The organism is Gaoshiqia sp. US2, assembly GCF_059705485.1.
In genome coordinates this window covers 5,931,484-5,957,934 of sequence record NZ_AP048550.1, presented here as the reverse complement: position 1 = coordinate 5,957,934, position 26,451 = coordinate 5,931,484, and the positions used below count along the sequence as shown (strand labels likewise).

General features: G+C 46.5%; 23 protein-coding genes. 16 read left to right on the top strand and 7 right to left on the bottom strand.

What is annotated here, in order from left to right:
- Positions 1–40: 40 nt before the first annotated feature.
- Together AC6H3C_RS23860 and AC6H3C_RS23855 are read right to left on the bottom strand one after the other, a co-directional pair.
- Positions 41–868, bottom strand: a complete 828-nt coding sequence (locus AC6H3C_RS23860; RefSeq protein ID WP_497518176.1) for an MFS transporter — start codon at positions 866–868, stop codon at positions 41–43.
- A gap of 6 nt (positions 869–874) precedes the next feature.
- Positions 875–2,761, bottom strand: coding sequence for a DUF4914 family protein (locus AC6H3C_RS23855; RefSeq protein ID WP_497518175.1), 1,887 nt, complete (start codon positions 2,759–2,761; stop codon positions 875–877).
- 167 nt (positions 2,762–2,928) lie between these two features.
- Between AC6H3C_RS23855 and AC6H3C_RS23850 the strand changes: the two genes are divergently transcribed.
- Positions 2,929–3,222, top strand: a complete 294-nt coding sequence (locus AC6H3C_RS23850) for a DNA methyltransferase (RefSeq protein WP_497518173.1) — start codon at positions 2,929–2,931, stop codon at positions 3,220–3,222.
- Positions 3,223–3,500: 278 nt separating this feature from the next.
- Here AC6H3C_RS23850 and mscL read toward each other — a convergent pair whose 3' ends face one another.
- Positions 3,501–3,926, bottom strand: a complete 426-nt coding sequence (gene mscL / locus AC6H3C_RS23845) for a large-conductance mechanosensitive channel protein MscL (protein ID WP_497518171.1) — start codon at positions 3,924–3,926, stop codon at positions 3,501–3,503.
- A 189-nt stretch (positions 3,927–4,115) separates the two neighbouring features.
- Between mscL and metG the strand changes: the two genes are divergently transcribed.
- A complete protein-coding gene (metG, locus tag AC6H3C_RS23840; protein WP_497518169.1) occupies positions 4,116–6,149 on the top strand; it encodes a methionine--tRNA ligase in 2,034 nt (677 codons plus the stop codon).
- 311 nt (positions 6,150–6,460) lie between these two features.
- Here metG and AC6H3C_RS23835 read toward each other — a convergent pair whose 3' ends face one another.
- Positions 6,461–7,885 (bottom strand): sialate O-acetylesterase, encoded by a 1,425-nt coding sequence (locus AC6H3C_RS23835; protein ID WP_497518167.1) that lies wholly within the window; start codon positions 7,883–7,885, stop codon positions 6,461–6,463.
- A gap of 299 nt (positions 7,886–8,184) precedes the next feature.
- Here AC6H3C_RS23835 and AC6H3C_RS23830 point away from each other — a divergent pair, with 299 nt between their 5' ends.
- The 10 genes from AC6H3C_RS23830 to AC6H3C_RS23785 all read left to right on the top strand — a co-directional run bounded on the left by AC6H3C_RS23830 (position 8,185) and on the right by AC6H3C_RS23785 (position 20,168).
- Entirely contained in the window at positions 8,185–9,168 is a 984-nt protein-coding gene (locus AC6H3C_RS23830; protein WP_497518166.1) for a porin, read from the top strand.
- A 19-nt stretch (positions 9,169–9,187) separates the two neighbouring features.
- Positions 9,188–10,258, top strand: a complete 1,071-nt coding sequence (pstS, locus tag AC6H3C_RS23825) for a phosphate ABC transporter substrate-binding protein PstS (RefSeq protein WP_497518165.1) — start codon at positions 9,188–9,190, stop codon at positions 10,256–10,258.
- Between the two features lie 78 nt (positions 10,259–10,336).
- Positions 10,337–11,188 carry a phosphate ABC transporter permease subunit PstC gene (gene pstC, locus AC6H3C_RS23820; protein WP_497518163.1) on the top strand — a complete coding sequence of 284 codons (852 nt, stop codon included), beginning with the start codon at positions 10,337–10,339 and terminating at the stop codon, positions 11,186–11,188.
- Between the two features lie 5 nt (positions 11,189–11,193).
- Positions 11,194–12,060 carry a phosphate ABC transporter permease PstA gene (gene pstA / locus AC6H3C_RS23815; protein ID WP_497518162.1) on the top strand — a complete coding sequence of 289 codons (867 nt, stop codon included), beginning with the start codon at positions 11,194–11,196 and terminating at the stop codon, positions 12,058–12,060.
- Positions 12,061–12,062: 2 nt separating this feature from the next.
- A complete protein-coding gene (gene pstB, locus AC6H3C_RS23810; protein WP_497518161.1) occupies positions 12,063–12,848 on the top strand; it encodes a phosphate ABC transporter ATP-binding protein PstB in 786 nt (261 codons plus the stop codon).
- Between the two features lie 37 nt (positions 12,849–12,885).
- Positions 12,886–13,572, top strand: a complete 687-nt coding sequence (locus AC6H3C_RS23805; protein ID WP_497518160.1) for a phosphate signaling complex PhoU family protein — start codon at positions 12,886–12,888, stop codon at positions 13,570–13,572.
- Between the two features lies 1 nt (position 13,573).
- Entirely contained in the window at positions 13,574–14,254 is a 681-nt protein-coding gene (gene phoB / locus AC6H3C_RS23800; protein WP_497518159.1) for a two-component system response regulator PhoB, read from the top strand.
- Between the two features lie 26 nt (positions 14,255–14,280).
- Positions 14,281–16,050, top strand: coding sequence for a two-component system sensor histidine kinase PhoR (gene phoR / locus AC6H3C_RS23795; protein WP_497518158.1), 1,770 nt, complete (start codon positions 14,281–14,283; stop codon positions 16,048–16,050).
- 224 nt (positions 16,051–16,274) lie between these two features.
- On the top strand, positions 16,275–18,995 hold the full coding sequence (locus AC6H3C_RS23790) for a TonB-dependent receptor (RefSeq protein ID WP_497518156.1): 2,721 nt from the start codon (positions 16,275–16,277) through the stop codon (positions 18,993–18,995).
- A gap of 57 nt (positions 18,996–19,052) precedes the next feature.
- Positions 19,053–20,168 (top strand): beta-helix domain-containing protein, encoded by a 1,116-nt coding sequence (locus AC6H3C_RS23785; RefSeq protein ID WP_497518155.1) that lies wholly within the window; start codon positions 19,053–19,055, stop codon positions 20,166–20,168.
- Between the two features lie 168 nt (positions 20,169–20,336).
- On the opposite strand, the gene AC6H3C_RS23780 is transcribed toward AC6H3C_RS23785, so the two are convergent.
- From AC6H3C_RS23780 to AC6H3C_RS23770, 3 genes are all read right to left on the bottom strand, one after another.
- Positions 20,337–22,508: a TonB-dependent receptor gene (locus AC6H3C_RS23780; protein WP_497518153.1), complete on the bottom strand. Its 2,172-nt coding sequence runs from the start codon at positions 22,506–22,508 to the stop codon at positions 20,337–20,339.
- 448 nt (positions 22,509–22,956) lie between these two features.
- Positions 22,957–23,355 (bottom strand): hypothetical protein, encoded by a 399-nt coding sequence (locus tag AC6H3C_RS23775; RefSeq protein ID WP_497518152.1) that lies wholly within the window; start codon positions 23,353–23,355, stop codon positions 22,957–22,959.
- Between the two features lie 32 nt (positions 23,356–23,387).
- On the bottom strand, positions 23,388–23,558 hold the full coding sequence (locus AC6H3C_RS23770) for a hypothetical protein (protein WP_497518150.1): 171 nt from the start codon (positions 23,556–23,558) through the stop codon (positions 23,388–23,390).
- 281 nt (positions 23,559–23,839) lie between these two features.
- Here AC6H3C_RS23770 and AC6H3C_RS23765 point away from each other — a divergent pair, with 281 nt between their 5' ends.
- The 4 genes from AC6H3C_RS23765 to AC6H3C_RS23750 all read left to right on the top strand — a co-directional run bounded on the left by AC6H3C_RS23765 (position 23,840) and on the right by AC6H3C_RS23750 (position 26,364).
- Positions 23,840–24,337 (top strand): CHRD domain-containing protein, encoded by a 498-nt coding sequence (locus AC6H3C_RS23765; RefSeq protein WP_497518148.1) that lies wholly within the window; start codon positions 23,840–23,842, stop codon positions 24,335–24,337.
- A gap of 69 nt (positions 24,338–24,406) precedes the next feature.
- The gene (locus AC6H3C_RS23760) at positions 24,407–24,784 is read left to right on the top strand and encodes a c-type cytochrome (protein ID WP_497518147.1); all 378 of its coding nucleotides are present in this window, start codon (positions 24,407–24,409) and stop codon (positions 24,782–24,784) included.
- An 18-nt stretch (positions 24,785–24,802) separates the two neighbouring features.
- On the top strand, positions 24,803–25,357 hold the full coding sequence (locus tag AC6H3C_RS23755; RefSeq protein WP_497518146.1) for a YceI family protein: 555 nt from the start codon (positions 24,803–24,805) through the stop codon (positions 25,355–25,357).
- A 41-nt stretch (positions 25,358–25,398) separates the two neighbouring features.
- Entirely contained in the window at positions 25,399–26,364 is a 966-nt protein-coding gene (locus AC6H3C_RS23750; RefSeq protein ID WP_497518145.1) for a DUF5777 family beta-barrel protein, read from the top strand.
- The last annotated feature ends 87 nt before the right edge of the window (positions 26,365–26,451 follow it).

Below are 26,451 nucleotides of genomic sequence, written 5' to 3'. Positions count from 1 at the left end.
TTATGTTTAAATTTTTTTCGCTGAATTCCAGCTTCCTTTTTTAAAGCCGGGTTTCGACTGCGTTTAATTCGTTTCTCTTTTTCACCAACACCAGCTGTAGTCTGAATGCTCCCAAAGCCAGAATACTTGCAGCCAGTGAAATGGAACCTGACAGACTGAAGTTTTGAAAGCGGTCGAACAACTCGCCGCCGGTAACCGGACCAAAAATTCCCGCCAGGCCGTAGCCCAGGAAAATGAAGGGATAGATTTTACCCAGCCGGTGAATCCCAAACTCGTGCGCTGTTTCGCGGGCAAAAAGTACAAAGTTGGCGCCGAAGCCCAGGCCAGTGGTCATCACCAACAGGTAAAACAGGGCGACAGGAAAACGGAAGTGTCCCAGGAGAAAGGTAGACAATCCCTGCGCTACCAAAGCGATCGACAACAAGACGAATGTTGAAAACCGGTCGCTGACCCACCCCCAAGCAAGACGTCCGCTGAAGTTTGCCAGCGAAAACAACACGATGGCCAATAACAATTGCCGGTCGGCATAAGCGCCTTCTCCGATTAATTTCAGGTTACCGCTTAACAGACCAATACCAATAAAAATGGTTTCAAAACGACCTGCCGGATGGGATGCCAGCACATATCCTGCGGCAAACAGCGTGCCTGCTGCCAGAATCATTCCCCTGAAGCCAATTCTTTTGAGTAATTTGTCGGCGCCGACCATCGCGGTGGTGAACGAGGCGATAACCGTCCCAAAGACCCATTGTGTTTGAGCTGCTGTGAGCCCGTATCCATTTTGCAATGGAGGTACAAACATACTCCACGCATAAATACCCCCCAGAAATATCATGACGGATACAGGCCCTGTCAATACCATTCGTTTCATAGGTTTTTATCTGCCCAGCAGCGAAGCGTAGTCTTCCACGGTTGCATCGTTCAGACAGGCCTCGATGATCCGTTTTCCCAAAGGCGACAAGGCCGGGGTGTCATATTTCTTTATTTCACTTTTGAAGAACTCCATGAGGATGCGGTGTCCCGCGTCGTAGCCTTCTTCGCCTACCTCGGGTTGACGATAAACCTGCAAGAAACGCGAAGGAATCTTTGCTCCTTCAATGGTCAGGTAATTTAACTCGTAGCCCAGCAGCGACGATCTTGCCGGCTGGTACTGATCGGGTCGCAGTTGGGCGTCGCCCCGGCGGGTCAGGTATTCGCGCATGAGTAACTGAGGTTTGAACCCAACTTTCCACACACCCACGTACTGGTTGGGGGTCAAGGTGTAACGAACCCTCGGGGTGGTTGCAATCTGGTCGAGCAACATGTTGGCATGATGAACCATTTGTCCGGTGGCAAACGGCCAGTAAGAGCCAACACCTTCGCTTTCCATACCTCCGCTGCTCACAATGCTGGGGTTGGCGTGTCCGCGGGGCGAAACCAGCCGCCACAACCAGGCCAGCGCCGGCGGCAGCAGGTGGAATAAGCCAAGGATACCGTATGAGGGCGCCTCGGCCGAGCAGGGTGGGGTACGTACCCCAAAGCTGCGAACATCAACCGAAACCGGTTTATTCATTACTCCCGGAACAATTTCGCGTGGCAAAATAACCCGGGGGTTTGGGCATTTTTTTCCGGGGGCGTCTTCAATATGGTCCCAGACCAGGGCGGTTGATCCCGGGGTGGTGTCGATGTTCAGGAATAAAAGCGGTTTGGGCGGGTTCAGGGTAATTTTCTCGAGGAACGGGTCGTCGCCGTATTGATTAATGGAGTCAACACGAATAAACCAGGCATTCTCGGCATCGAGGACCCTTAGCCGGCCATTTTTCTTTTGAATGGACGGATGACACAGAGCCATGTCGTCGGTTACCGGGTTGAATGTGCAAAACAAGGGAATGTTGATCAGCCTTCGTTCGCCGGTTTTTGTGTTTTCACCGATCAGGATTTGCCCGTTCTGTTCGCGCACGATGTGCTGGAGCATTTCGCTTTTCCCTCCGCCGCTGGCGCCTTCGTGCATGAAGGTAGTGATGTTGTCGTAAGGGCTCACTACCTGCACGGTGCTGCAGTGGGTTGTCACCCAGTTTTCCTTTTCGCCCTGGCTCAGCAGAACGCCGTATAATCCTTTTTTCGCGCTTGGGCCAGGGTACAGGTTGTACGAAAACATCTCGTGTACCTGCTCCAGTCGATTGTGTACCACCACTTGTTTGCCGTTAAAATGCGTATGCCGAAATGGGGGGGCAACATAAATGACCGATTTTATTTCGAACCCATGAGGAAGCTCGTCAATCGGAATGATTTGCTGCAGCATGGACAGGCCCATAGCAAAAAAGGCAGCATTGGTCGGAGCAACAGCCACTCCGCCGGCGCCAATGCCATCGCGTCCGGCAAAGAAAAAGAACATGGCCAGGTCTTGCTCTTTCAACCAGTCGAACGTTAAGCTGCGCAAATCATCAAAAGCATAGTTGTATTTGTCGGCAAAGCGCTCTTTATCCGAGGGTTGATCATCGGCAATGGCCATCGTGTCGGGGTCGCGCCGCCGCATGTACGGATCGGTGTAATTGGCCGAAATACCATTTCTCACCCGGTGTACAATCGCTTCGGAGATTACACCCAGTCCTTCTGTTTCGTACGACACAACAAATTCATGATTCGCTACACCACCGGTAGCAGCTACAGCCAGCTCATCCGTGCTGTTAAAAACAGTCATGCTTTTACCGTTTTTCAGGATATCTTCAAGTTCCGCCGGAAGGGTAATCCCTTTTTGCACACAGGTAACAACCAAATTTTCCATCTATCTGATTTTAAAATTTATTTCTCGTGATATCCCTGTACACAGTCACGATCGACTGATGCCGAAAGAGATATCTGATATCGAACGCTGCAAATATAATTAAGCAATGATTAATAAATTAAGCATCACTTAATTTTAACTGTTTCTTAACGAAAAAGAAACATGACTTGGAACGGGATCCGGATGAAATGCAACCTGAGCTTCAATACCGAACGAAACTGAAAACGGAAGAGGCGATTAAACCGTTCTTAAAGACTGATTTTGGGGAATTGTACAATTACGATGCAATCAAGTATCTAAAACAGCTTGACTCGAACTCAATTGATTTAATATTTGCCGATCCTCCTTATAATATCAATAAGCCGGGATGGGACAGTTTTTCGAGTCAGAAAGAATATGTTGAATGGAGCATTGAGTGGATTACAGAGGCGCAGCGGGTTTTGAAACAAAACGGTACGTAGTTGGGAACCAAAACCGCTCGGGGCGAAACCAAGAGATGTATTGGAAATCCCGACGACGGGAGTCGTTTAAAAATATTCCAATGACCTTTTGTGGATGCTCAACAAATCGTTCGAGTAATATTTTGTCGATAAGATCTTTTTCTTCTTGACTGAGTTCTGAATTCGATTTTACTTTTCCAAGAATAACTTTTAACTGATCAAAGCGGTGTTCAAAGAAGTATTGCGTAGCAAAAGCACCCCCGTTAACAGGAATGCTTTTGCTATTGCATGATTAGCCGCTACTTTTTCAGTAAGTCGCGGATTTCGGCCAGCAGTTCCTGGTCTTTGGTAGGCGCAGGAGGTTCAGGTGCAGGCACTGGTTGTTCTTCTTCTTTTTTCTTCATGCGGTTCATCGCTTTAATCATCATAAAAATGGCAAAGGCGATGATCAGAAAGTCGATGGTTGTTTGAATGAAGTTGCCGTAAAGCAGGGTTGCCCCCTTGGTAACAAGTTCACCTGCTTCGTTCAGCACATCGTCGCGGAGTACGATTTTCAGATCTTTAAAATCGACGCCTCCCAGTAGCAGACCAATCGGAGGCATCAGCACGTCGTTTACAAAGGAAGCGACAATCTTTCCGAAAGCGCCGCCAATAATGATACCAACGGCCATGTCGACCACGTTTCCGCGCATCGCAAAAGCCTTAAATTCTTTCATTAAACTCATAAATTGAATTTTTGATGATGAGTGATTAAAAAAGAATCAAGTTAACACAGAATCATTCAATTATCAAGCAAACAGGCGGTCGATTTTTTACCCGTATCGCGATTTCAGGGATAGGGAAAGCATAAAAAAACAACTATCTTTGTTGCCCACAAAAAATCAAATACTGAAATCACTGAAAATCTGTATAAAATGAGCCAGTATAAACGTACGTTAATCACTTCCGCGCTTCCGTATGCCAACGGGCCGGTTCACATTGGCCATTTGGCCGGAGTATACGTACCGGCCGATATTTACGCCCGTTACCTTCGTTTAAAGCATGAAGATGTGCTGTTCATCGGCGGATCGGATGAGCATGGCGTTCCCATCACCCTGAAAGCCAAAAACGAAGGGGTAACACCGCAGGATGTGGTTGACAAGTACCATTCCATCATTAAAGATTCGTTTGCCCGCTTTGGTATCTCGTTCGACGTGTATTCGCGTACCAGCGCCAGGGTGCACCACGAAACGGCTTCGGAATTTTTCAAAAAATTATACGACGACGGCAAGTTTGTTGAACAAACATCGGAACAGTATTACGACGAGGATAACAAACAATTCCTGGCCGATCGCTACATTGTGGGAACCTGCCCAAAATGCGGGTTTGAAAAAGCATACGGCGATCAGTGCGAAAGTTGCGGCACCTCGCTCAGCCCGACCGACCTGATCAGCCCGAAATCGATGATCAGTGGTAACACGCCCGTGCTGAAAGAAACCAAACACTGGTATCTGCCGCTCGACGAATACGAACCCTGGTTGCGGGAATGGATACTGGAAGGGCACAAAGAATGGAAAACCAATGTGTACGGGCAATGCAAAAGCTGGATCGACAGCGGCCTGCAGCCACGAGCGGTTACCCGCGACCTCGATTGGGGCGTTCCGGTTCCGGTTGACGGCGCCGACGGTAAAGTGCTGTACGTTTGGTTCGATGCGCCTATCGGCTACATTTCGGCCACCAAAGAACTGACTCCCGACTGGGAGAAATACTGGAAAGACCCCGAGTGTAAAATGGTGCACTTCATCGGCAAAGACAACATCGTTTTTCACTGTATCATTTTCCCGGCCATGCTAAAGGCTGAGGGAAGCTATATTTTGCCTGAGAACGTCCCGGCCAACGAGTTCCTCAACCTCGAAGGCGATAAAATATCAACCTCGCGCAACTGGGCGGTCTGGCTGCACGAGTACCTGGATGAGTTTCCGGGCAAGGAAGATGTGCTGAAATATACCCTGACAGCCAATGCCCCTGAGACCAAAGACAACGATTTCACCTGGAAGGACTTCCAGACTCGGAATAACAATGAACTGGTAGCCATCCTGGGCAACTTTGTAAACCGCGCCCTGGTGCTGACCCGGAATTATTACGAAGGAGAAGTTCCGGTTTTGGGAGAACTGAACGGGACTGACAAACAAACCTTGGCAGAGATCGGGAAGCTGAAAGCAGAAGTAGAAAAAAGCCTGGACAGTTACCGTTTCCGCGAGGCATTGAAACTGGCGATGGACCTGGCCCGCCTGGGCAACAAATACCTGGCCGACGAAGAGCCCTGGAAGGTCGTGAAAACTGATCCTGACCGGGTAAAAACGGTGATGAATGTTGCTCTTCAGATTACGGCTAACCTGACCATCATGCTCGAACCTTTTTTGCCTTTCAGTATGGAGAGGCTGCGTGGTTTTCTTAATCTCGGGAAGCTCGACTGGAGCGAACTGGGCCGCACCGATCTGCTGGCTGTCGGACACCGAATCAACCAGCCGGAATTGCTGTTCGAAAAGATTGAAGACAACGCCATTGAGGCGCAGGTTCGAAAACTACAGGCTACCAAAAAAGCCAATGAAGCCGCCCAGGTAACGGCCAAACCGGCCAAAGAAAACTGTTCGTTCGACGATTTCATGAAAATGGACATCCGCACCGGAACGATTTTGGAAGCCGAAGCCGTGCCAAAAACCAAAAAACTGCTGAAACTGAAAATTGATACCGGCATGGACCAACGAACCGTGGTGTCGGGAATTGCCGAGTATTACAAGCCGGAAGAAATTATCGGGCAACAGGTTTCTATTTTGGTAAACCTAGAACCGCGCGAGTTACGAGGAATTATGTCGCAGGGCATGATTCTGATGGCTGAAGATGCCGACGGATCGCTGAAGTTTGTCTCGCCGGTGAACAAGGTGAAAAATGGATCGGAAGTGCGGTAAACTACCCCGGAAACGGGAGTCACCCTGTCCGGCAATTGCCGGATCAGGGTCTGCAGAAATTAGACACAGATGCTGAAACAAGTTCAGCATGACTACGCTGGAAATAAAAACAGTCGTGCCAACTCATGTTGGCGCGCTTCCGTAAGTTGCAGTACTGCCCTGCAGATCGGCAACTTACCCCATATACCGAAACCGCTTTTGTACGCAAAGGCGGTTTTTTCATATTAGGTTCTAAAAAAAAGAAGCAGCAAAAGCGTTGATCATTTTTACGCCTCTGCTGCTTTCGTTTTCCGGTTAAGATTATCCTGGCGTTATTTCATCTCCCAATCATCTGTTCGGAACGACGAGGCGGGAAGTCCTTCGGTATTATACAACTCGCCCACTACAAAATCTTTAAACGCGTAGCGGACGGCAACCGGTTTCTGCACCCGCTCCGAGATCAGGGTGATTCCTTCGCCGGTAATAAAGGCACGGGCAGGATAAAATTGCTTGTTTTCTCCGGCGACTTCAAAATTGACCAATTCTTTGCCGAATGTGGTCAACCCATTGCGGGCGTGGTTGAAAGTCAGCTTCACGAGGCTGCCGTCAATTGCCATCTCTTTCAGCTCCGGCCCGGAGTATTCAATGCCATTTTTGCCGTAGGTGTTAGCCAGCGCCAGGTAGGCCAATCGTTGCCCGGCGGCCTTTTTATCGGCCGGGTGAATATTGTCTTTTTCGCCGCAGTCCATCAAACAAGCCATACCCATGTTGGGAATGGCTGTTGAGGCTTTCAGTTGGGCTTCGCGCAGGTAGGCCGAGTTTAATCCGTTTTTCCCGTAGTCGAAGGGGGCAATTTGCACGTAGTAAAACGGGAATTCGCCGATTCCCCATTCTGCGCGCCAGTTTTCAACCAAGCCGGCCATCAGTTTTTCGTATTGTGCAGGCTCGTTTCGGTTCGACTCTCCCTGGTACCACAATCCGCCGCGAATGCCATAGCCAACCATCGGGGCAATCATGGCATTAAACAACACGGTGGGCGTTTGCTGCGAAAAGTCGCCCTGTTGTTGTTTATCGGGCAGGCTAACCCAATCGTATTTGTCAAACCCGTTTTCACTCATCCAGGGTTCGATACGGGTGCCGCCCCAGCTCGAGCAGATGAGTCCAACAGGAACACCCAGCGCTTCCTGCACCATCTTTCCGAAAAAATAAGCGGTGGCGCTAAATTCGGCAACATGTTCCGGCTCGCAAGTCTGCCATTCGCCGGTAAAATCAGTTTGCCGTTCAAGGTTTTTAACCCGTTCCACGGTAAATAACCTGATGGACGGATTGGCTGAGGTGGCAATGGCTTCGTTGGCTCCCAGAACAGGCTGGTTCCGGTAACCTTTCATCTGCATTTGCATGTTCGATTGTCCTGAACAAATCCAAACTTCGCCAATTAAAACATCCTTCAGTGTCAGTGATTGCCCGTCGGAGATGTTTATATTGAACGGACCTCCTGCTGCGGGAGTCTTCACCTTTACTTTCCAGTTTCCCTGCGAATCGGCCTGGGTGGAATAGGTTTTTTTATCCCATGAAGTTTGCACTCTGACCGCCTTGCCCGGGCCTGTTTTTCCCCAAATGGCGGCATCGCTTTGCTGTTGCAACACCATGTGGTCACCAAAAATGGCCGGTAATTTCACTTCGGCTTTTAAAACCCCGGTCAATACAAGCAGGATGATCACGAGTAATCCCGAAAATCTTAAGTTTTTCTTAATCATGATTTGTTAGCTTTGAGATGTTGTTGTACATTTTTCTACCAAACAGACTATACAGACTATTTAATTGATAGACCCCACAAGATAGAGAATATTTGAAAAAACAGGATGTAATCGTTTTGAAATATTTGTAACATTTTGAAACAGAGTATAAAAACCCGATCTGTATGGCACAGATTTAATGAATAATTAGTAAATTAACCGAATTGTAATCATTTATTAATGGCGCTGTAACGATTTCAGTATTCATTTGCGGGGAATTTCAGTCACTTGAAATAAACGTAATTTAACATCTTAAGTATATGAAACGCATTAGTGTATTGACATTGGTCATGCTGTGCATGACATTATTGGGCCATTCTCAAACAACAGAAGAGTTTAAACCGGGTGGAAAACCATTTATGACAATTTTCAGTAATTACCACACCACCGTTTCAGACGGCGAATCGGTTTCGGCTTTCGAGCTGAGCCGGCTCTACCTGGGTTACGACTACCAGTTCAGCAAGAATTTTTCGGCCAAAGCAACCATCGATATTGGCGACCCGGGAGTCGGCGGCCTGCAAATGACGGCTTATGTGAAAAATGCTTTTGCTACCTATAAACTGGATAAATTTTCGGTGAATTTCGGTTTGATACCGACCACCCAGTTTAAAGTGCAGGAAGATGCATGGGGGTATCGGTATCTGGCGAAATCGTTTCAGGACGAGTATAAATTTAATTCGAGCGCCGACCTGGGAATCAGTGCAGCGTATAAATTTTCCGATTTTATCAGCGCCGATGTGATTGTCGCTAACGGCGAGGGCTACAAAAAACTCCAGTCCGACAGCGTTTTGCGCGCCGGTTTTGGTCTTACCATAAGCCCGGTTAAAAAGCTTACCGGCCGGGTTTATTACGATTTTAGCGCGAAAGAGCATACGCTTTCTTCAGTTACAACTTTTTTGGGGTATCAGGAGGAGCGCTTTTCGCTTGGTGCCGAATATAACCAACAGTTTAATCAGAGTTTTAAAGATGACCACGATTTGTACGGGACTTCTTTTTATGCAACGGTGAAAGCTTCGAAAAAAGTAAAGGTGTTTGGCCGTTACGATAAGCTGAACTCGAACACCCTGACCGGCGAAACAGAAAAATGGAATCTTTCAAAAAACGGCGAGCTGTTTATCGCCGGTGTTGAATATGCACCCGTGAAAGGGGTAAAGATTGCGCCTAACTTTCAGGGATGGAACCCGGCAAGCAGTAGCCAGGAATTTAGTTCTACCTTCATTTTAAATTGTGAATTTAAATTTTAACCAAAAAAAATTAATAGCCATGAGAATTATCTTATCCTTTGTTTTGGCTGTCGCTATATTCAGCGCCTGCCAGAATTCATCCAAAAAAACCCAACAGGCCGAAGGTTCCGCCAAGGTAAGTATTACTGCTGCCGGCGCCACTTTTCCCTTACCCTACTACAACCTGGTTTTTAAGAATTACACTGCCGAAACCAATATCCCGGTTACCTACGGCGGAGTTGGTTCGGGAGGCGGTATCCGCAGTTTAAAAGACAAGGTGGTTGATTTTGGTGCCACCGACGGTTACCTCGAAGACAATGATTTGGCCGAAATGCCCGGCGAAGTTGTTCATATTCCCACCTGCCTGGGGGCTGTCGTGATGGCCTACAACCTGCCCGGTATTGACGGGTTGAAATTATCGAACAGCTTGCTGGAAAAAATCTTTATGGGTGAAATTACCAAATGGAACGATCCGCAGATCAGGGCAAATAACCCGGGTGTCAGTTTGCCTGACATCAACATCCTGGTGGTTGTTCGCTCCGACGGTAGCGGAACTACTCAGATTTTCAGTGATTTCATGAGCAAAATATCTCAACGGTGGGCCGATCAGGTAGGAGCCGGCAAGTCGCTAAACTGGCCGGTTGGTATGGGAGCCAAAGGAAACCCGGGCGTGGCCGGAACCATCAGCCAAACCCAGGGAGCTATCGGTTATATCGGTTCCGAATTTGCTTTCGCACAAAAAATACAGACGGCAAAAGTGGAGAACAGCAGCGGAGCCTATGTTTTGCCCACCATTGCCAGTATCAGCGCCGCTGCGAAGGGCGAAATCCCCGAAGATACCCGCGTGATGCTCACCAATTCAGCCGATCCGGAGTCGTATCCGATCAGCGGGTTTACCTGGATTATCCTCTACAAAGAACAGGCTTATGGCAAGCGGACTGAAGCCCAGGCCCGCGAAACGGTGAAATTACTGGATTGGGTGGTGAGCGAAAAAGCGCAGGCCGACGCCGAGAAAGTCCATTACGCGCCTCTGCCCGATGCCACGGTGACAAAAGCCAAAGCAATTCTGCGGACCATTACCTACAACGGAAAACCGCTTTTACAACAATAAACTGATTGCATTGAATATTTCACCGGGTAAGTCAACGCTGCCCGGTGAATAAAATTTCAAAACACTTACACCCAATCCATGAACAGCGATAAGATCACCAAAGCCGTTTTACTGTCCGTTTCCGTATTGATTGTGCTGTTGGCAGGCGGCATGGTGTATTCGCTTGCGGGAGGTTCAATTCCGGCCTTTAAAACATTTGGCCTGAAGTTTATTGTTTCGGGCGACTGGGACCCAACAAGCGGCAGAGAGTCGTACGGCGCCTTACCTTTTATTGCAGGAACCCTGATTACCTCACTGGCTGCCCTGTTGATTTGTTTACCGCTTTCGTTCTCCACCTCCTTGTTTTTGGGCGAATATTTCAGAGGGACGCGGGTGGCCCGCTTGTTGAGCCTGCTGGTTGACCTGCTGGCCGGCATCCCGTCGATTGTTTACGGGCTGTGGGGTTTCTATGTGCTCCGTCCGCTCCTTGTCAGCATGGGCTTCGGCGGTCAGGGTTTTGGGATTTTTACGGCTAGCCTGATTTTGGCCGTGATGATTATACCCTATGCCACATCGCTCAGCAACGAGATCATCGCGATGGTGCCAAACGACCTGAAAGAAGCGGCATACTCGCTCGGGGCCACCCGGCTGGAGGTGATTCAAACCGTGACCATTCCAAACGCCCGATCAGGCATTATTGCCGGTTATATTCTGGCTTTCGGACGGGCTCTGGGCGAAACGATGGCGGTAACCATGCTGATCGGGAATACCAATAAGGTGCCGGATAGTCTGTTTGCCACCGGCAATACCATGGCCAGCGTAATTGCCAACCAGTTTGGCGAGGCCGACGGATTGAAACTCAGTTCGCTGATCGCCATCGGCTTGCTGCTCTTTCTGATTACCGGCATCGTGAATGCGGTGGGTAAACTAATCATTAAAAAAATGACTTAACAGGAATGAATACAGACCATTCATCATACCGGATCCGGAAAGACAAGCTCGTTTTGGCGATGGTCATTTTCTTTTCAATCGTCACGATTTCGCCGATTATCCTGATCATTTCAAAACTGATCGTGAAAGGCTACCGGCAAATCAGCCTGAATTTTCTGATTGAAAATACGCCCGATACCTTTGCGGCCATGACGGCGGTTGCCAACGGCGAAAGAATCCCCGGCGGAATTGCCAACGGGGTTACCGGAACGCTGATCATGATTGTACTGGCCTCGGTGATTGCCATTCCGGCAGGCGTTTTAACCGGAATTTATTTGTACGAGAACCAGGGAAAACTGATGGCCAACCTGACCCGGAATATCGCCGATATTCTTCAGGGTGTTCCTTCCATCGTGCTGGGTTTGATTTCTTACCTCTGGGTCGTGAAGTACATTACAATGGGCTTTTCGGCCCTGGCCGGCAGTGTTTCTCTGGCAATCATGATGTTGCCCATGATTGTGCGTTCGACCGAAGAAACCCTGAAAATGATCCCGGATACCCTGAAAGAAGCAGCTTTGGCGCTGGGAACACCTTATTATAAGGTCATTCTGAGGGTGTTGATACCAACCGGTTTGAGCGGACTGCTCACCGGTATTTTGCTCGGCATTTCAAGGATCATGGGCGAAACCGCCCCCCTGATGCTCACCGCCCTGGGTAGTACAACGATAAACCTGGATATCAGCAAGCCAACCAGCGCCATCCCCTTGTTAATCTGGGAGTTTTACAACGATCCGAATATGATCGACCTGATCTGGAGTTCCTCCCTGTTGCTGATGGGCATCGTTCTGGCGCTGAACATCATTGCCAAACAATTTGCGGCCAAAAGAAAATAAACATGAACACGATAAGTACCATAGCTGAAATTAAGAATCCGGCGTTATCCGTAAGAAACCTTTCGGTGGCCTACGATAAAAACATGGCGGTGAAAAACGTAACGGTGGATATCCGCAAGAATACCGTTACGGCCATTATGGGCCCGTCGGGTTGCGGTAAAAGCACCCTGCTCCGTGCCCTGAACCGTATGCACGAATTGTACGAAAACATTAGCACCACCGGGCAGGTGTTGATGCACGACCAAAACATTTACGATATGCCAGCCATCAAGCTGAGGCGGCAAATGGGCATGGTTTTTCAACGGCCCAACCCCTTTCCGACCATGAGCATCTACGACAATGTGATTGCCGGGTACAAGCTGAACGGGATCAGGCTGAAAAAGAGCGAGAAAGACCAGGTGGTGGAACGTTCGTTAACCAATGTGGCCCTGTGGAACGAGGTAAAAGATTCGCTTCACAAAAAGGGAACCTTTCTCTCGGGCGGGCAGCAGCAACGGCTTTGCATTGCGCGGGCGCTGGCTTTCGGGCCCGAAATCATCCTGATGGACGAACCCACATCGGCCCTCGATCCCATTGCCACTTCAAAGATTGAGGACTTACTGGTCACCCTGAAAGAACATTACACCATCATCCTGGTAACCCACAATATGTCGCAGGCTGCCAGAATTTCAGATTACTCATTATTTATGTATCTTGGAGAGTTAGTTGAATACGGTAAAACAAAAAACATGTTTACCAACCCCAAAGACCCCAGAACCGAACAATATCTTACCGGTAAGTTTGGCTAACAGGTAGCTGATGGTTTTAAATTAAAATGAACAGATTATGAGCATAAAAAAAGACGACGCGATACAGGAAATCCTGGTTGAATTCGAAAAACTGACCAACACGGTGTTCGAACAGGTGGATTACATGGAGCACTTTGTTACTTCACGCGAGCTGAAGATCCCGGATGAGGCCTTATCCTTCATCAAGAAAAATGAAAAAGAGATTGACAAAATGGAGGTAAAGCTTAGCGATAAAATTGTGAACGTCATTGTTCTACACAAGCCGGTTGCTTCCGATTTGAGACGCATTTTTGCCTGCTACCGCATTCTGCTTAATCTGGAGCGGATTGGCGATTTGGTGATCAACATTACCGAATTCCTTCAGAAAATTAAAACGCCCGAAATTTATTACAGTTTCCATGAAGTACTGACCAATACAGCCGTACTCAGCGCCAAAATGGTTCGCAAAGCGGTGTTGTCGTTTACCAACGACGACCGGGAACTGGCGATCTGGACTATTAAGAACGACACGATTATGGACGAGATCAACAATAAAATGCTGAAGAAACTGGTTAATAAAGCCGATTCGGCTGAAAAGAACAAGCATTTGCTGACCAGCATTATCACGATCAAAGAAATGATGTCGAACCTGGAGCGAATTGGCGATTATGCCACGAACATCGCGGAGGCGGCAATTTATTCAATCGACGGAAAAGATATCAGACACCATAAACTCGAAGAGTAAAATGGACTTTATACCCCGGATATTAGTTGTTGACGATGAGCAGGACCTGCGCGAAATCCTGCAGTTCAACCTGGCAAGCGAGGGTTTTGAGATCGATGTAGCCAGCTCGGCCGAAGAGGCGCTCACCAAACCGCTGGAAAGTTATCACCTCATTTTGCTGGATGTGATGATGGGGGGAATGTCGGGTTACAAAATGGCCGATATGATCAGAAAAGAACGGGAACTGGATGTCCCGATTATCTTTCTGACGGCCAAAGATTCGGAGAACGACCTGCTTACCGGCTTCAATGTCGGGGGCGATGATTACATCGTCAAGCCTTTTTCCATCAAAGAAGTGACCGTGCGGATCCGCGCCGTGCTTAAACGCGGAATGCCGGTTTCACGGTCCTCGGCGATTATCCAAAGTAACGGGCTTAAAATCGATCATACGCGGAAGCTGGTGACCATTGATGATGAACCGGTAAACCTGACCCGGAAAGAATATGAAATTCTCGTTTTATTAATGAAAAACCAGGGACGGTTTATTAGCCGCCAGGAGATTCTCGACCGCGTATGGAGCAACGATGTGATTGTGACCGAGCGAAACGTGGATGTAAACATTGCCCGCCTGCGAAAGAAAATAGGCGATTATGGCACCGCCGTTATTGGCAGGTCGGGTTACGGTTATTGTTTTGAAAAATAAGTAGTAAACAGCTAAAATTCAATCCCGTGTTAAAGCGAAAAACCTACCAGCAGCGAATTTTTATTTACTTTTTCACCGCCTTTACCTTCTTCACCATCCTGATCCTGATCTTTCAGTATAACCGTGAAAAAAGGTACCGCACGGTCCAGTTGGAAAACTCGCTGGAAAATATCGTTGAAATCACCCACCGGTTTATTGATTACCATCAGCTCGAAGAAACAGGCGGTTTTCAGCAGGTAGATTCGATCCTTTACCTGATCCCGGAAGCGAATACCCGGATAACGGTGATTGATAAAAAAGGACAAGTGGTTTACGACAATTTTGTGGCTGATCTTGCCGGAATGGAAAATCACCTCTTCCGTCCCGAAATTCAGAAAGCCCTTTATTCAGGCAAAGGCGGCAACATTCGCCATTCGGCCTCTACCGGGCAGGACTTTTACTATTATGCCCGCTATTTTGATGATTATTTCGTTCGCTGCGCCGTGGTTTACGATATTGAGATCAGGAATTTTCTGAAAACCGAACGGCTGTTTATCTTTTTTATGATTGCCCTGTTCCTGATCATGTGGCTCATGCTGCACCTGGTCACGCGCCGCCTGGGAGAATTCATTACCAAACTTCGCGATTTTGCAGTCAGGGCTGGAAAAGAAGAAGATATCGATCCCAACCTCAGTTTCCCCGATTCGGAGTTTGGCGATATCCGCCGCCAGATCGTCCATATTTACGATCGGCTTAAGCACGCCAAAGACGACTTGACAGCAGAGAAAGAACGTTTGCTGAACCACCTGTATGCCCTGAATGAAGGAATTGCCTTTTTCTCGGCCAAAAAAGAAAAGATCCTGGCCAACAGCCATTTTATTCAATACATTAACCTGATTTCGGAGCATTCGACCATTTCGGCCGATGCTTTGTTTGAAATCGAAGAATTTAAACCCCTGATCGCGAAGATTGATAAATACCTGAAGACGGACGTGATCATCAGCCAGAAGAACCTGCCGCATGTGCAAATCATGATCGACAAAAATGAAATGTATTTTAAGGTGCAGGGGATTGTTTTTGCCGATAAAAGTTTTGAAGTGCTGATTGAAGATGTGACCCGGCCAGAGAAACGGCGTCTGCTGAAACAGCAACTGACTTCGAACATCGCGCACGAGCTGAAAACACCGCTTTCGTCGATCAAAGGTTACCTCGAAACCATGCTGAACAACAAAAACCTGCCTGTCGAAAAACTGAATTATTTTATTGAACGGGCATTTTTGCAAAGCGAACGGCTGAATGACCTGCTCAACGATATCTCGCTGTTGAACAACATTGAAGATGCCGGCGACCTATTCGAGTTTAAAAGACACAAACTGCGTCCGCTGGTGAAAGATGTGATTGAAAACCTCGAATCGCGCTTAAACGGGAAGAATATTCTTGTTCAGCTTTCCATCGACGAGAAGGTGAGTGTTTACGGAAACGACAGCCTGTTGTCGTCGATTTTCCAAAACTTTATGGAGAACACCATCAACTATGCCGGCGAGAACGTCTCTGTCTATATCCGTCAGTACCTCGAAGATGAGAAGTTCTACTATTTTAGTTATTCCGATACCGGGAAAGGTATCCCCGAAGAGCATTTGCCCCGGATTTTCGAACGCTTTTACCGCATCGACCAAGGCCGAACCCGCGATAGCGGCGGAACCGGGCTGGGATTGTCTATTGTAAAAAATGCCGTTCACCTGCACAAGGGCGAAATCTCGGTCAGGAACCGGGCAGGAGGCGGCCTCGAATTTCTCTTCTCGCTCGCCAAGGAATAGCCCGGCGCAATCATTTTTTAACAGCACAGAAATAAGGTTCCCGGACCCCGATCAGGTCCGGGAACTTTTTTTATATCAATTAGATATGCCCGTTTTCCGAATTTCCGGAATAATCGTTTTGTTACCACAATGTAACACAAGCGTAAATGAAGTTTAATCAGGGTGTAATCCGATTGCCCGTACTTCGTATTGTCATCAATCGCGATGGAAAACAAAACAGATTTATGGGAATTAAAAAGTTACTATGCTTCTATTTTTTTGTCGCCGTTTCGTTCGCAGCAACGGCGCAAAAAGGTACGCTGAAAGGCTTGGTTAAAGATAAAAAAACAAAAGAGCCATTAGTTGGAGCAACAATTCTGCTCGAAGGAACCACAACCGGGACAATTACTGATTTTGACGGCATGTTTATTTTGAACAATGTCAGTCAGGGGACTTACAAAGTCCGTTGTTCGTTTATCTCTTACGAGACAGAATATGTTGAAAATGTAAAAGTTACCGAGGGAAATACCCTTACGTTAAACATTGAGCTCGGAGAATCGACCGTTGAACTTGGCGATGTGAAGGTGGTTGCCAAGGTAAACCGCGAATCAGAGAGTATCCTGCTTCTTGAACAGAAGAACTCAATTTTGGCCACCCAGGGTATTGGCGCGCAGGAAATTTCCCGCAAGGGGGTTAGCGATGCGGAAGGGGCGGTTACCAAAATTTCGGGTATTTCGAAACAGGAAGGCGTTAAGAATGTATTTGTCAGGGGATTAGGCGACCGTTACAACATTACCACCTTGAATGGGTTTCCGGTTCCTTCGGAAGACCCCGAGTACAAGAACATTTCGCTCGATATGTTTTCTTCTGAAATGATCCGCTCGGTGGGGGTAAATAAAGTTTTTGGAGCCGGCGCTCCCGGTGATGTAGGCGGAGCGGAAATTAACATCGCATCAAAAGAACTCACAGGCGAATCAGAATTCACGGTTGAGCTTTCGGTGGGGCTGAATGACCAAACCATCGGCAAAAAGTTTCTGAAAGCAGATGGTGTAAACTCTTTTGGTTTTGCCGGCAAAACTCCGGGACCGACCGACTTGTCTCAATATCGTTTTCATAATTCACTCGACCCGTCCGAACAAAGTTCGCCATTATTAAACCGGGGATTTGTAGTTTCCGGCGGCAAGCGGTTTTCTGTCGGGGCAAATAAAAATCCTTTCAGCTTTGTTGTTACCGGATCATATTCCACCGATTTCAACTACCAGAAAGGACTTGCCCGAAATACCGGTACCACCGGGACAATAGTTCAGGATTTGGACTATAATAAATATAACCAGGTTTCGTCCTACTTGGGATTGGTAAACGCCGATTATCATTTTAAAAACAACAGCCTTTCTTTTAACGGCTTGTATGTTCATACCAATAAACAATATGTTGGAGAATATTTCGGAAAGCAAAATGACGCCTTTCAGGATTCTCCGGATGAAACCGGCTTGCTAAGGAGGCAGCAAATCAACGACAACTGGGTTATTGTGAACCAGTTATTGTCGAAATGGGAGCTGTCTGAAAGCTGGAAACTGGATGCGGGCTTGTCTTATAACTTTGTGCAGGGCGCCGAGCCGGACCGGCGGATGAATTACCTGTCGGATCTGGGCGACGGGCAACTGAGGCCAACGGGAAGCACCGGCAGGCACCAGCGTTATTTTTCCGAACTCTCGGAAAATGGTTTGCATGCAAGGTTAGCCCTTGGACATGACTTTTCGGGCGGGTATTCTTTTACGGCCGGCTATTCGGGCAGTTATGTGAAACGGAATTTTGAAGCCATTGAATATGATCATAGTTTTACGACTCCCCAACGTTTTCCTGTTGGTCAGGTGACTCTTGATGACTACTTCAACCACGAGAACCTTGGAACAAGCGTTTCCGATTATGCTGATGGTAAATTTCTTTTAGACAGAAACCGGGATGAATATCAGGTTGAGAAATTTATTAACAGCGTATTTGGCGAACTCGTTTACCGTTTTCATGAAAAATTGACCGGGGTTGCCGGAATGGCCGTGGACCAGGTGAACCTGGACGTGGATTATAATGTCAATCGCGGGGGGAGTGTCGGAACGGTATCCATTGACGAGTTGTACCTTCTTCCGAGCCTTAATTTGAAATACGACCTGACTGAAAAAAGCTTATTCCGCTTGGGGGCCAGCCGTACTTACACCTTGCCTCAGGATAAAGAAATTTCTCCTTTCCGGTATATCGACGTTAGTTTTAAATCTCAGGGCAATCTCAACCTGAAAGCGTCTGTCAATTATAACCTGGATTTGAAATACGACTATTATTTGTCGTCCGATGAGCTGATTTCACTGACCGGCTTCTCCAAGTTTATCAGCGACCCGATTTCGCGGGTTGAAATAGCGAGCGCCGGGGGTTTTCTTACCTACGAGAATATTGCTGACAACGCGACGATTAACGGGGCTGAACTGGAAATCAGGAAAAATATTTTTAAAACCAACCGGGGAAATGACAACAACGAAACAAAATTGTCGGCCGGCTTCAATGGTTCTTATATCCTGACTGATGTCACCTTACGGAGCGATTTAAGTTTCACCAACAGAACTTCTGAACTGGAAGGGGCGGCTCCTGTGATTGTCAATACCGATTTAACTTATCAGGTCAAGAAAAATGGTTTTTCGTTGATCAACTCAGCGGTTTTAAATTATTACAGCGACCGGATTTATACCATCGGAGCCAACGGCTATCAGGATATTTATGAAGACGGAGTCGTCACGCTTGATTTTGTTTCGACGGCAAAATTGAACAAACACTGGGAGCTTAAGCTGAAAGGTAAAAACCTGCTGGATCCTGATTTTCGTCTTACCCGACAGGCAAACGGCACAGATGGCGGGCCTGTTGTTCTGAGTTCTTATAAAAAAGGCATTTTCATCAGCTTCGGGATTTCCTATGAACTGTAAAAATGCACATGAAAAATTTAACCATTAATAACACGTAACATTTTAATTCAGAAAAAAATGAAAAAATTACTTTATGCCGTTGCTTTGGCAACCTTGTTTTTTACCGCTTGTAATGATAAAGATGATGATCCGATCGAAGTAGTTGATCATGTTCTTAAGGGTGATATCACCGCTAACAAAACACTTGATGCTTCTGTTGAGTATTCGCTGGAAGGTTCTGTGCATGTAAAGTCAGGCGCTACTTTAACCATTCCTGCCGGTACGGTCATCAAAGCCAAAAAAGGGTTTGACCAATACATTTTAATTGAACGCGGCGCTAAAATTATGGCCGAAGGAACTGCTGAAAAGCCGATTATGTTTACCTCTGCTGCATCGGTGCCTGCTTCAACCGACTGGGGCGGATTGATCATTAACGGATATGCGCCAATTTCGGGGGCTACTGCCGGGACCGAAGGCACCACCGAAGTTGATAACGCCTACAAATACGGAGGCACTGACGCTGCCGACAATTCAGGTATTTTAAAATATGTGATTATTGCTTACACCGGGGCCCGCTCAAGTGCAAATGTTGAACATAACGGGCTGACGCTGAATGCCGTTGGAAATGGTACGGTTATCGAAAATGTCTATATTCCCTATAGCGGAGACGACGGGATCGAATTTTTCGGCGGAACCGTAAACGTGAAAAACCTGTTGGTGGTTAATTCAGACGATGATATGTTTGACGTGACCCAGGGCTGGAAGGGTACGTTGGACAATGCTTATGGCATTTGGTTAGCTGGTTATGCCAGTACCGAATCTGACCCGCGCGGCGTGGAAGCCGATGGTAACTTTGACGGCCTTGGAGCCGACCATGTGGGACAATCTGATTTTACCATGACGAACATCACAATTGTAAACAATTCGGGCTATGAAATGCAGGATGGGTTAAAAATTCGTCGCGGCGCGAAAGCCACTATCACCAACTGCCTGATAAAAGGAAGCGGCACTGTAACCGACCTGATTGATTTGACCGACAACGCTGGCGCCGGTAATCCAAATTCAACAATAAATGTTACCAACACATTAACATTTACAACCGAAAGCAAAGGTACCGCAAATATCACGATTGGCGGGGCAAACACCGGCGCCAACACGTCTGTATTTGCCTGGACCGGCTTTACATCATTCTAACCTAATTTGAAAGAATACTAAAACATTGAAGTTGTAAGAGGCTTCAATTCCCGTAAATTTGTAAAGTTCCGGTCATGTTGGGCCGGAACTTTTTAGTTGGATAAAGTGGCTAATATAAAAAAGTTTCACCCACTGGCATAAATTGCCAATTTACGCTTATTCCGGGGGCTAAAACAGTTGAAACTTTACACCTCCGGTAAAAACAAACCCGTCGGAAGGAGCCCAGATTTCGGGGAATTCCGGATGGTTGTACGGAGGCAGGACCAACGGCTCGTACCTGGATTGAATGGTGTTGGTAAAATTCTCGAAATTGATGAAAACCGATATTCTTTCGAAATGCCTCATCACCATGAAACCCGTCACCCAGTAGTCGGTTTTTTTACGGTACAGTTCGTCGAATTGCCAACCGATATAGTACAGTTCATACCCTATCGACCATTTTTCGTCTTTCTCGTACATTAAAGCGGTTCCGGCATTGTGTTTTGGAATAAGCGGCTTTTGTATATTAATATTGTCATACTTAAGTTCGGTACTAACCAAAGCATAGTTGAGATACCATTTAAAATTGCCACAGGTTAATTTTATGTTTGTTTCGAATCCTGAACTTAAAATATCTCCACCAGCATTTTCATAATAATACGCATTGCCGGGGTCGCCTTCCCGCAGCACCAGGGCATTTTTTAATTGAGTTACATAAAACAGCTGATTAATTGAGAAAGTCAGTTTGTCGAAGAACACGGTTTTGTAGTTCAGATCAAAATTTCCGCCGACGGATGTTTCCGGGTTTAACCCGCCGGTTATCAGGGGTAAAATGTTCCGGTAATACAAACGTTCAGCATCTTCGGTAAAAACAGAAGGTAGTTTATACCCCATGCCCCCTCCGATACGCGTTGTAAGCTTTTTACCTGCCTTAAAAAGCAAAGCAGCCCGGGGAAGGAAAAAGGCTCCGTAATCCAGGTCATAATCGGTTCTGAACCCGCTTTCAAGCGTTAAGGCTGAATTTAAACCGGTGGTGTTCTGAATAAAGGCCCCGAATGTGTTGTAAGTGTAACTGCGGTCCCAATCCGTCAGGATACCTTCTTCGCGAAACCGTTCGTAGTAGTGGTTTGCGCCAAACTGCCAGTCTGGTTTGTCTTTTTTATGAATGGCATAAAGCAATTCGGAAAAACCCGAAAGCTGGTTTCCTTTAAATTGATAAGCGGGAATTGTCAGGTCACGGTTAAAGTAGCTGAGGCTGTTTTTTAGGCTTATCGTGCGTTCGTCTTTAGTGTTTCGAAACATCAGCTGGGTTGAATACCTTTCGGACGTATTTTTCTCGGTAAAAACATGATCGTTATCCGCACGGTTCTTAATTACCTCCATGTCGCCCCCGGTGCGGTCATCAAAGGTGGCGCTCAGCCCAAAATTCAACTCTGAATTTTTGCTGATATCATAATAGAATTTTGGGGTTATACTGAAAGATTTCACGTCCGGAATATTAGAAAAACCATCATCATCCGGGTCATAGGCAAGCTGCTTATAAGCCGAACCATAGATGGTCATTCCTGTTTTCGCATACTTTTGAGCGTAGAACACATTCGCTGTTGAGCCCAACGCACTGGTTTGGCTAAGCATGGCGCTTAGTTCGGGCTCTTCTTTGGGGACAATCGACAGTAGGTTTACCAGGCCGGCAATTGCCCCGCCTCCATATAAAGTCGAACTGCTCCCCTTAATCAGCTCGACCTGTCTTAAATCAAGCGGGGGAATTTGCATAATGGACAATCCGCCGGCAAAACCGCCGTAGAGTGGAAATCCATCTTTTAATATTTGAGTGTAACGCCCGTCAAGGCCCTGTATTTTAATGCTGATATTTCCTGAGCTTAAAGAAGTTTGCTGCATTTGCACCCCGGTTGTTTCCCGCAAAAGCATCCCGATGTTGCTCGAATTCATGGCGGCTTTTTCGCCCAGTTCTTCTCCGGTTATGGCTTCAATCCGGGTGGGGACGTCTTCAATCGTTCGCGACGAACGGGTCGTTGCAATCACGATTTCCTCCAGTTCTTCCCCTTCCTCTAATTCAACCTTAATCGTTTTGTTATGGTCAGCAGGGAAATTAAGGATCAGGCGCTTTTTCTCAAAACCGATAAAAGAAATTTCAATCACCGTTTTTCCGTCGGGAAGATTGGCAAATTGAGCTTTTCCTTCTTCATTGGTCACGGTGCCCGTTGCGGTTCCCCTGACAACGATATTTGCACCCGGCAGCGGGTTCTGCAAATTATCTGTAACTTCGAAATTCACCTTGTTTTGGGAGAATACAACGTTAAAAGTGGAAAAGGCAAGAAATAAGACGACCAGGCTTTTCATTCAGATATTTTTAATTCCCGGCACAAAATTATGAAAAAGTATTGCAAATTGGGCTTTTCAGAGCGGTGTAGTTCAATCATCGAACCGGCAGACCGGGCGCTGCGCAGCGCTCAGGGTCCTAATTTATTACAGGGCCATTAATTTTTTAATGTCACTTATCAGAATATCAGTTTCCAGACTGGAGTAAATATTATTATCAATGAAATTGGATCCAAGCTCATGGAAATCCAAAAAATCCGTTTACCTTCATTTTTTCTTTTGCCAAGTATCGAAGTGATAATTGAACCTAAACTTAATCCAACAAACCAATATTTATACGAGTAACTAAGTGTTTCGACTATCCCGAATAGCGCTTGTGTTTTTCCGTCCGATGATAAATATTGATTTGTCATTTTAATATTTATCAAGGTAATTATAAGTATGCACAACAGGCTCAATGTAATTGAAATTAATGAATTACGTTTTTTACTTTATTTAATCGGTCTCCAAACATTTTGACCTGGTGTATTTTCTGTTTCTGCACTAAATATTGTATCAATGAATCTTTTTTACCTAATTCTTTTACCAATTTCTGAAGGACCAGAATCGCAATTGGAAATGAAGATGTCAAGTCATATTTCCATTGTCCGTCTTCTTTATAAAAGTTTAAAGAAAAAGGTGATTCTGTTCCGTAAGCGATTATTTGTCCTTTGGCAAAATTGTTATCAACTGTTATGTCTCCAATTGTAAAACTCCCCATACTGCTTTTATCAATCATTCCGTTATTAATCGTATGAATGAGTAAAGCTGTACCATCAAATTTTAAAATGTTCTCTTTAGAAACACTTTGTCTTACAACCAGAACCACTATTTTGTCTAAAAGTGAAAGTGATTCTACCTTTAATGAGTCAGCGTTTTTAGCAAGTTCAAGGTAACATTCCCTTTCCCTAAATGATGCACATCGATGTAAAGCTTTTTACCTGAGCCCGGATGAAGCGTCCATCCTGTTGTTAAACTTACAAATGCAGAAAAGAAAAATACTGCCAATAAAAATACACTTGTTTTTTTCATGATCCTCTCATTTTAAATGATTAATAAATTACTGATACAAAGTTCGTTGCTGTTTGCGCCCCTGAGGTAAGGAGAATTCCCTATTTTTTGAATGACTGATGGAATACTTCCTGAATGAATACGATTTCAATCAGATCGGTATGTTCTCAAAAAAATATTCTTCGCAGGCAGCATTCCTGATTTTCGTTCCGTATCTCTTAATAAGAATGGCCACCAACCGGAGAAATAAAACAGAGAAAAAGGTCTGTTAATCTTTTATTAACGTGTTAAATTTAAAAGTTATGAAAACAAAAATCCATTTTCTGAACCGTAAACTGCAAGTGGCGGTTTTCATGGTTCTTTTGGCCTTTGTCGGGTTCTCGTCGTGTAAAGATGATGACGATGATGAGAAACTGCCCGCAAAGGTTAATTACTCAGGCACCTTTGTCAAGTCGTCGGATGAAGTGGTGACATCAGCCACGGGTACTGCTACAGCAACTTTTGACCCTAACACCCTTGAACTGTCTTATTCATTCACCTGGACTGGTTTAGGGTCAGATGCGGTTAACATGCACTTCCACAACAATGGGCCAGTGATGGCCGGAATTGAAGGATTTCCGACGGGAACAGGAGGGACGGTGTCGGGAAAGGTTACTTTAAATGCCCAACAGGCCAGCGATTTGACTGTCGGCAAAATTTATGCACAGATTCATACCCAGGATTATCCCGGGGGAGAGGTTATCGCGCGCTTAAACAAGAGCAGCAGCCCGAACCCGTCGCCCAATCCCGGAGGATATTAACCACGGAATTACTGGCGGCCCCGGCTGGTTTGACCCCGAGGCCGGGGAATTCCTCTAAACAATAACCACATGAAGAAAAGAATGATTTTATTTTTGATTGCCGGGGCCGCCTTTATGTTTGGCTGTAAGAACGAGGCAACTGAAATGCCCGACGACCCGGGGCCGGCAGGTTGTACCCCCCAATTTCCGGACATGAATGTCACTTATAACAACTACGTAAAAGTCATTCTCGACAAATATTGTATTTCGTGCCACCATACCGGTAATTCTGCAGGTCCGGGCGATTTCACCAATTACAATGGCGTAAAGGTCTATACCGGCGGAAATACTTTTTTTGCCCGGGTGATCCAGGATGGCGCAGACATGCCACAGGGAAATGCTCCCCTTCCGAAAGCCATCCGGGATTCGTTGGACGTCTGGATAAAAAACTGTGCACCCCTAAACTGAAATTTGAAAGAGTAATCGATGAAAGCATGGGTAACCGCTATCTTGTCTGCAGCGACAATTGGGATCACCTCGGCGCAAATCGTGACTTCGCACGATGTGACTCTACGCTTTTTCTCCAGCGCTCCGATAGAGGATATTACAGCGCTAAGCAACGACGGCGTATCTGGACTGGACTTTGGCTCAAAATCGGTTTATTTCAGGGTGGCGATCCGTTCATTTGAATTTGAAAAGAGGTTAATGCAGGAGCACTTTAATGAGAATTATATGGAAAGCAGCAAATATCCGTATGCCGAATTCAGAGGTTTTTTAAATGAAGATGTTGACCTTTCAACTGATGGCGCTTTCCCGATCACCGTACAGGGCGATCTCACCATTCATAACGTGACCAGAAACTACACGGTGAAAGGTCAACTGAAGATAACAGGTGGAAAAGTCACTGCAAATGCCACTTTCCCGGTCAGGCTGGCCGACCATCAAATAAAAATACCCCGCCTGGTAATCAAAAACATTGCCGAAGTGGTGGAAGTGACGGTTTCGGCCAGTTATCACCCTGCTTCAAATCAAAGCAGGTGAAAATTGCCTTACACCCTCACAGGAACAAAAACAATAAACACATGAGATGCACTTTTATTTTATCTTTAATTATCGGTATCAGTACGATACCGGCGACCGCGCAGGACGACCTGGGCCGGTTGTTCGGCGATTCCCTGGCCAGGGAAAGGGACCTGCCGGTCATCGCAACGTTTAAGTCGCCGCGGATAATTAACGGACAATCCAACGAAACGATCCATAAACACGACTTGCTGTTTGTTGTCATGCATCGTTTCGGCGATATTGCCGGGGATTTTGGGGGGACTAAAAGTTTTTTTGGCCTCGATAATTCCACCGACATCCTGATTGGCTTTGATTACGGCATATCTGACAGGCTGAGCGCCGGGTTTGGCCGGGCGAAAGGGGCGTCCAACGGCACGAGCACCGACCAAAACCAACTCTTTTACATCCATACTAAATACCGCTTACTGCGGCAAACGGGCAACGACCGGATGCCCTTTTCGGTCACCCTCTTTGGCAACAGCGTCGTTTCGGCCACCGAAAAGCACGACCTGAGCACATCAGATGCCAACTTTCAGAAGTTCGACGACCGGATGAGCTACCTGGCGCAAATGATCATTGCCCGGAAATTCAGCGACAACCTGTCGCTGGCTTTGTCGCCAACCTATCTCAGGAGGAATTATGTCAGCTATATGGATATGAACAACCTGTTTGCCCTGGGAATTGGAGGGCGGATGAAAGTCAGCCCCCGGATGGCTGTAGTGATCGACTATTTTCTCAGTTTCCGCAGCCAGTCGAGTAAAGACTATTTCCGCATAGAAAAGGATTTTCGCTTTTATAATCCCCTGGGCGCCGGCCTTGAAATTGAAACCGGAGGGCACGTGTTCAACCTCAGTTTTATGAATTCTACCGCCATCCTGGAAAACCAGTTTATTCCGGCTACCAGCAGTTCGTGGGGGAAGGGAGGTTTTCGATGGGGGTTTAGCATTACCCGGACCTTCAGGATATTGGACCGAATGCAGAACTAATTGAAACAACTATTGTTTTAAATTTTTGGAGAACCTGAGCATAATCACAGCAAAAACCAGTATAATCGATAATATCAGATTGTAGTT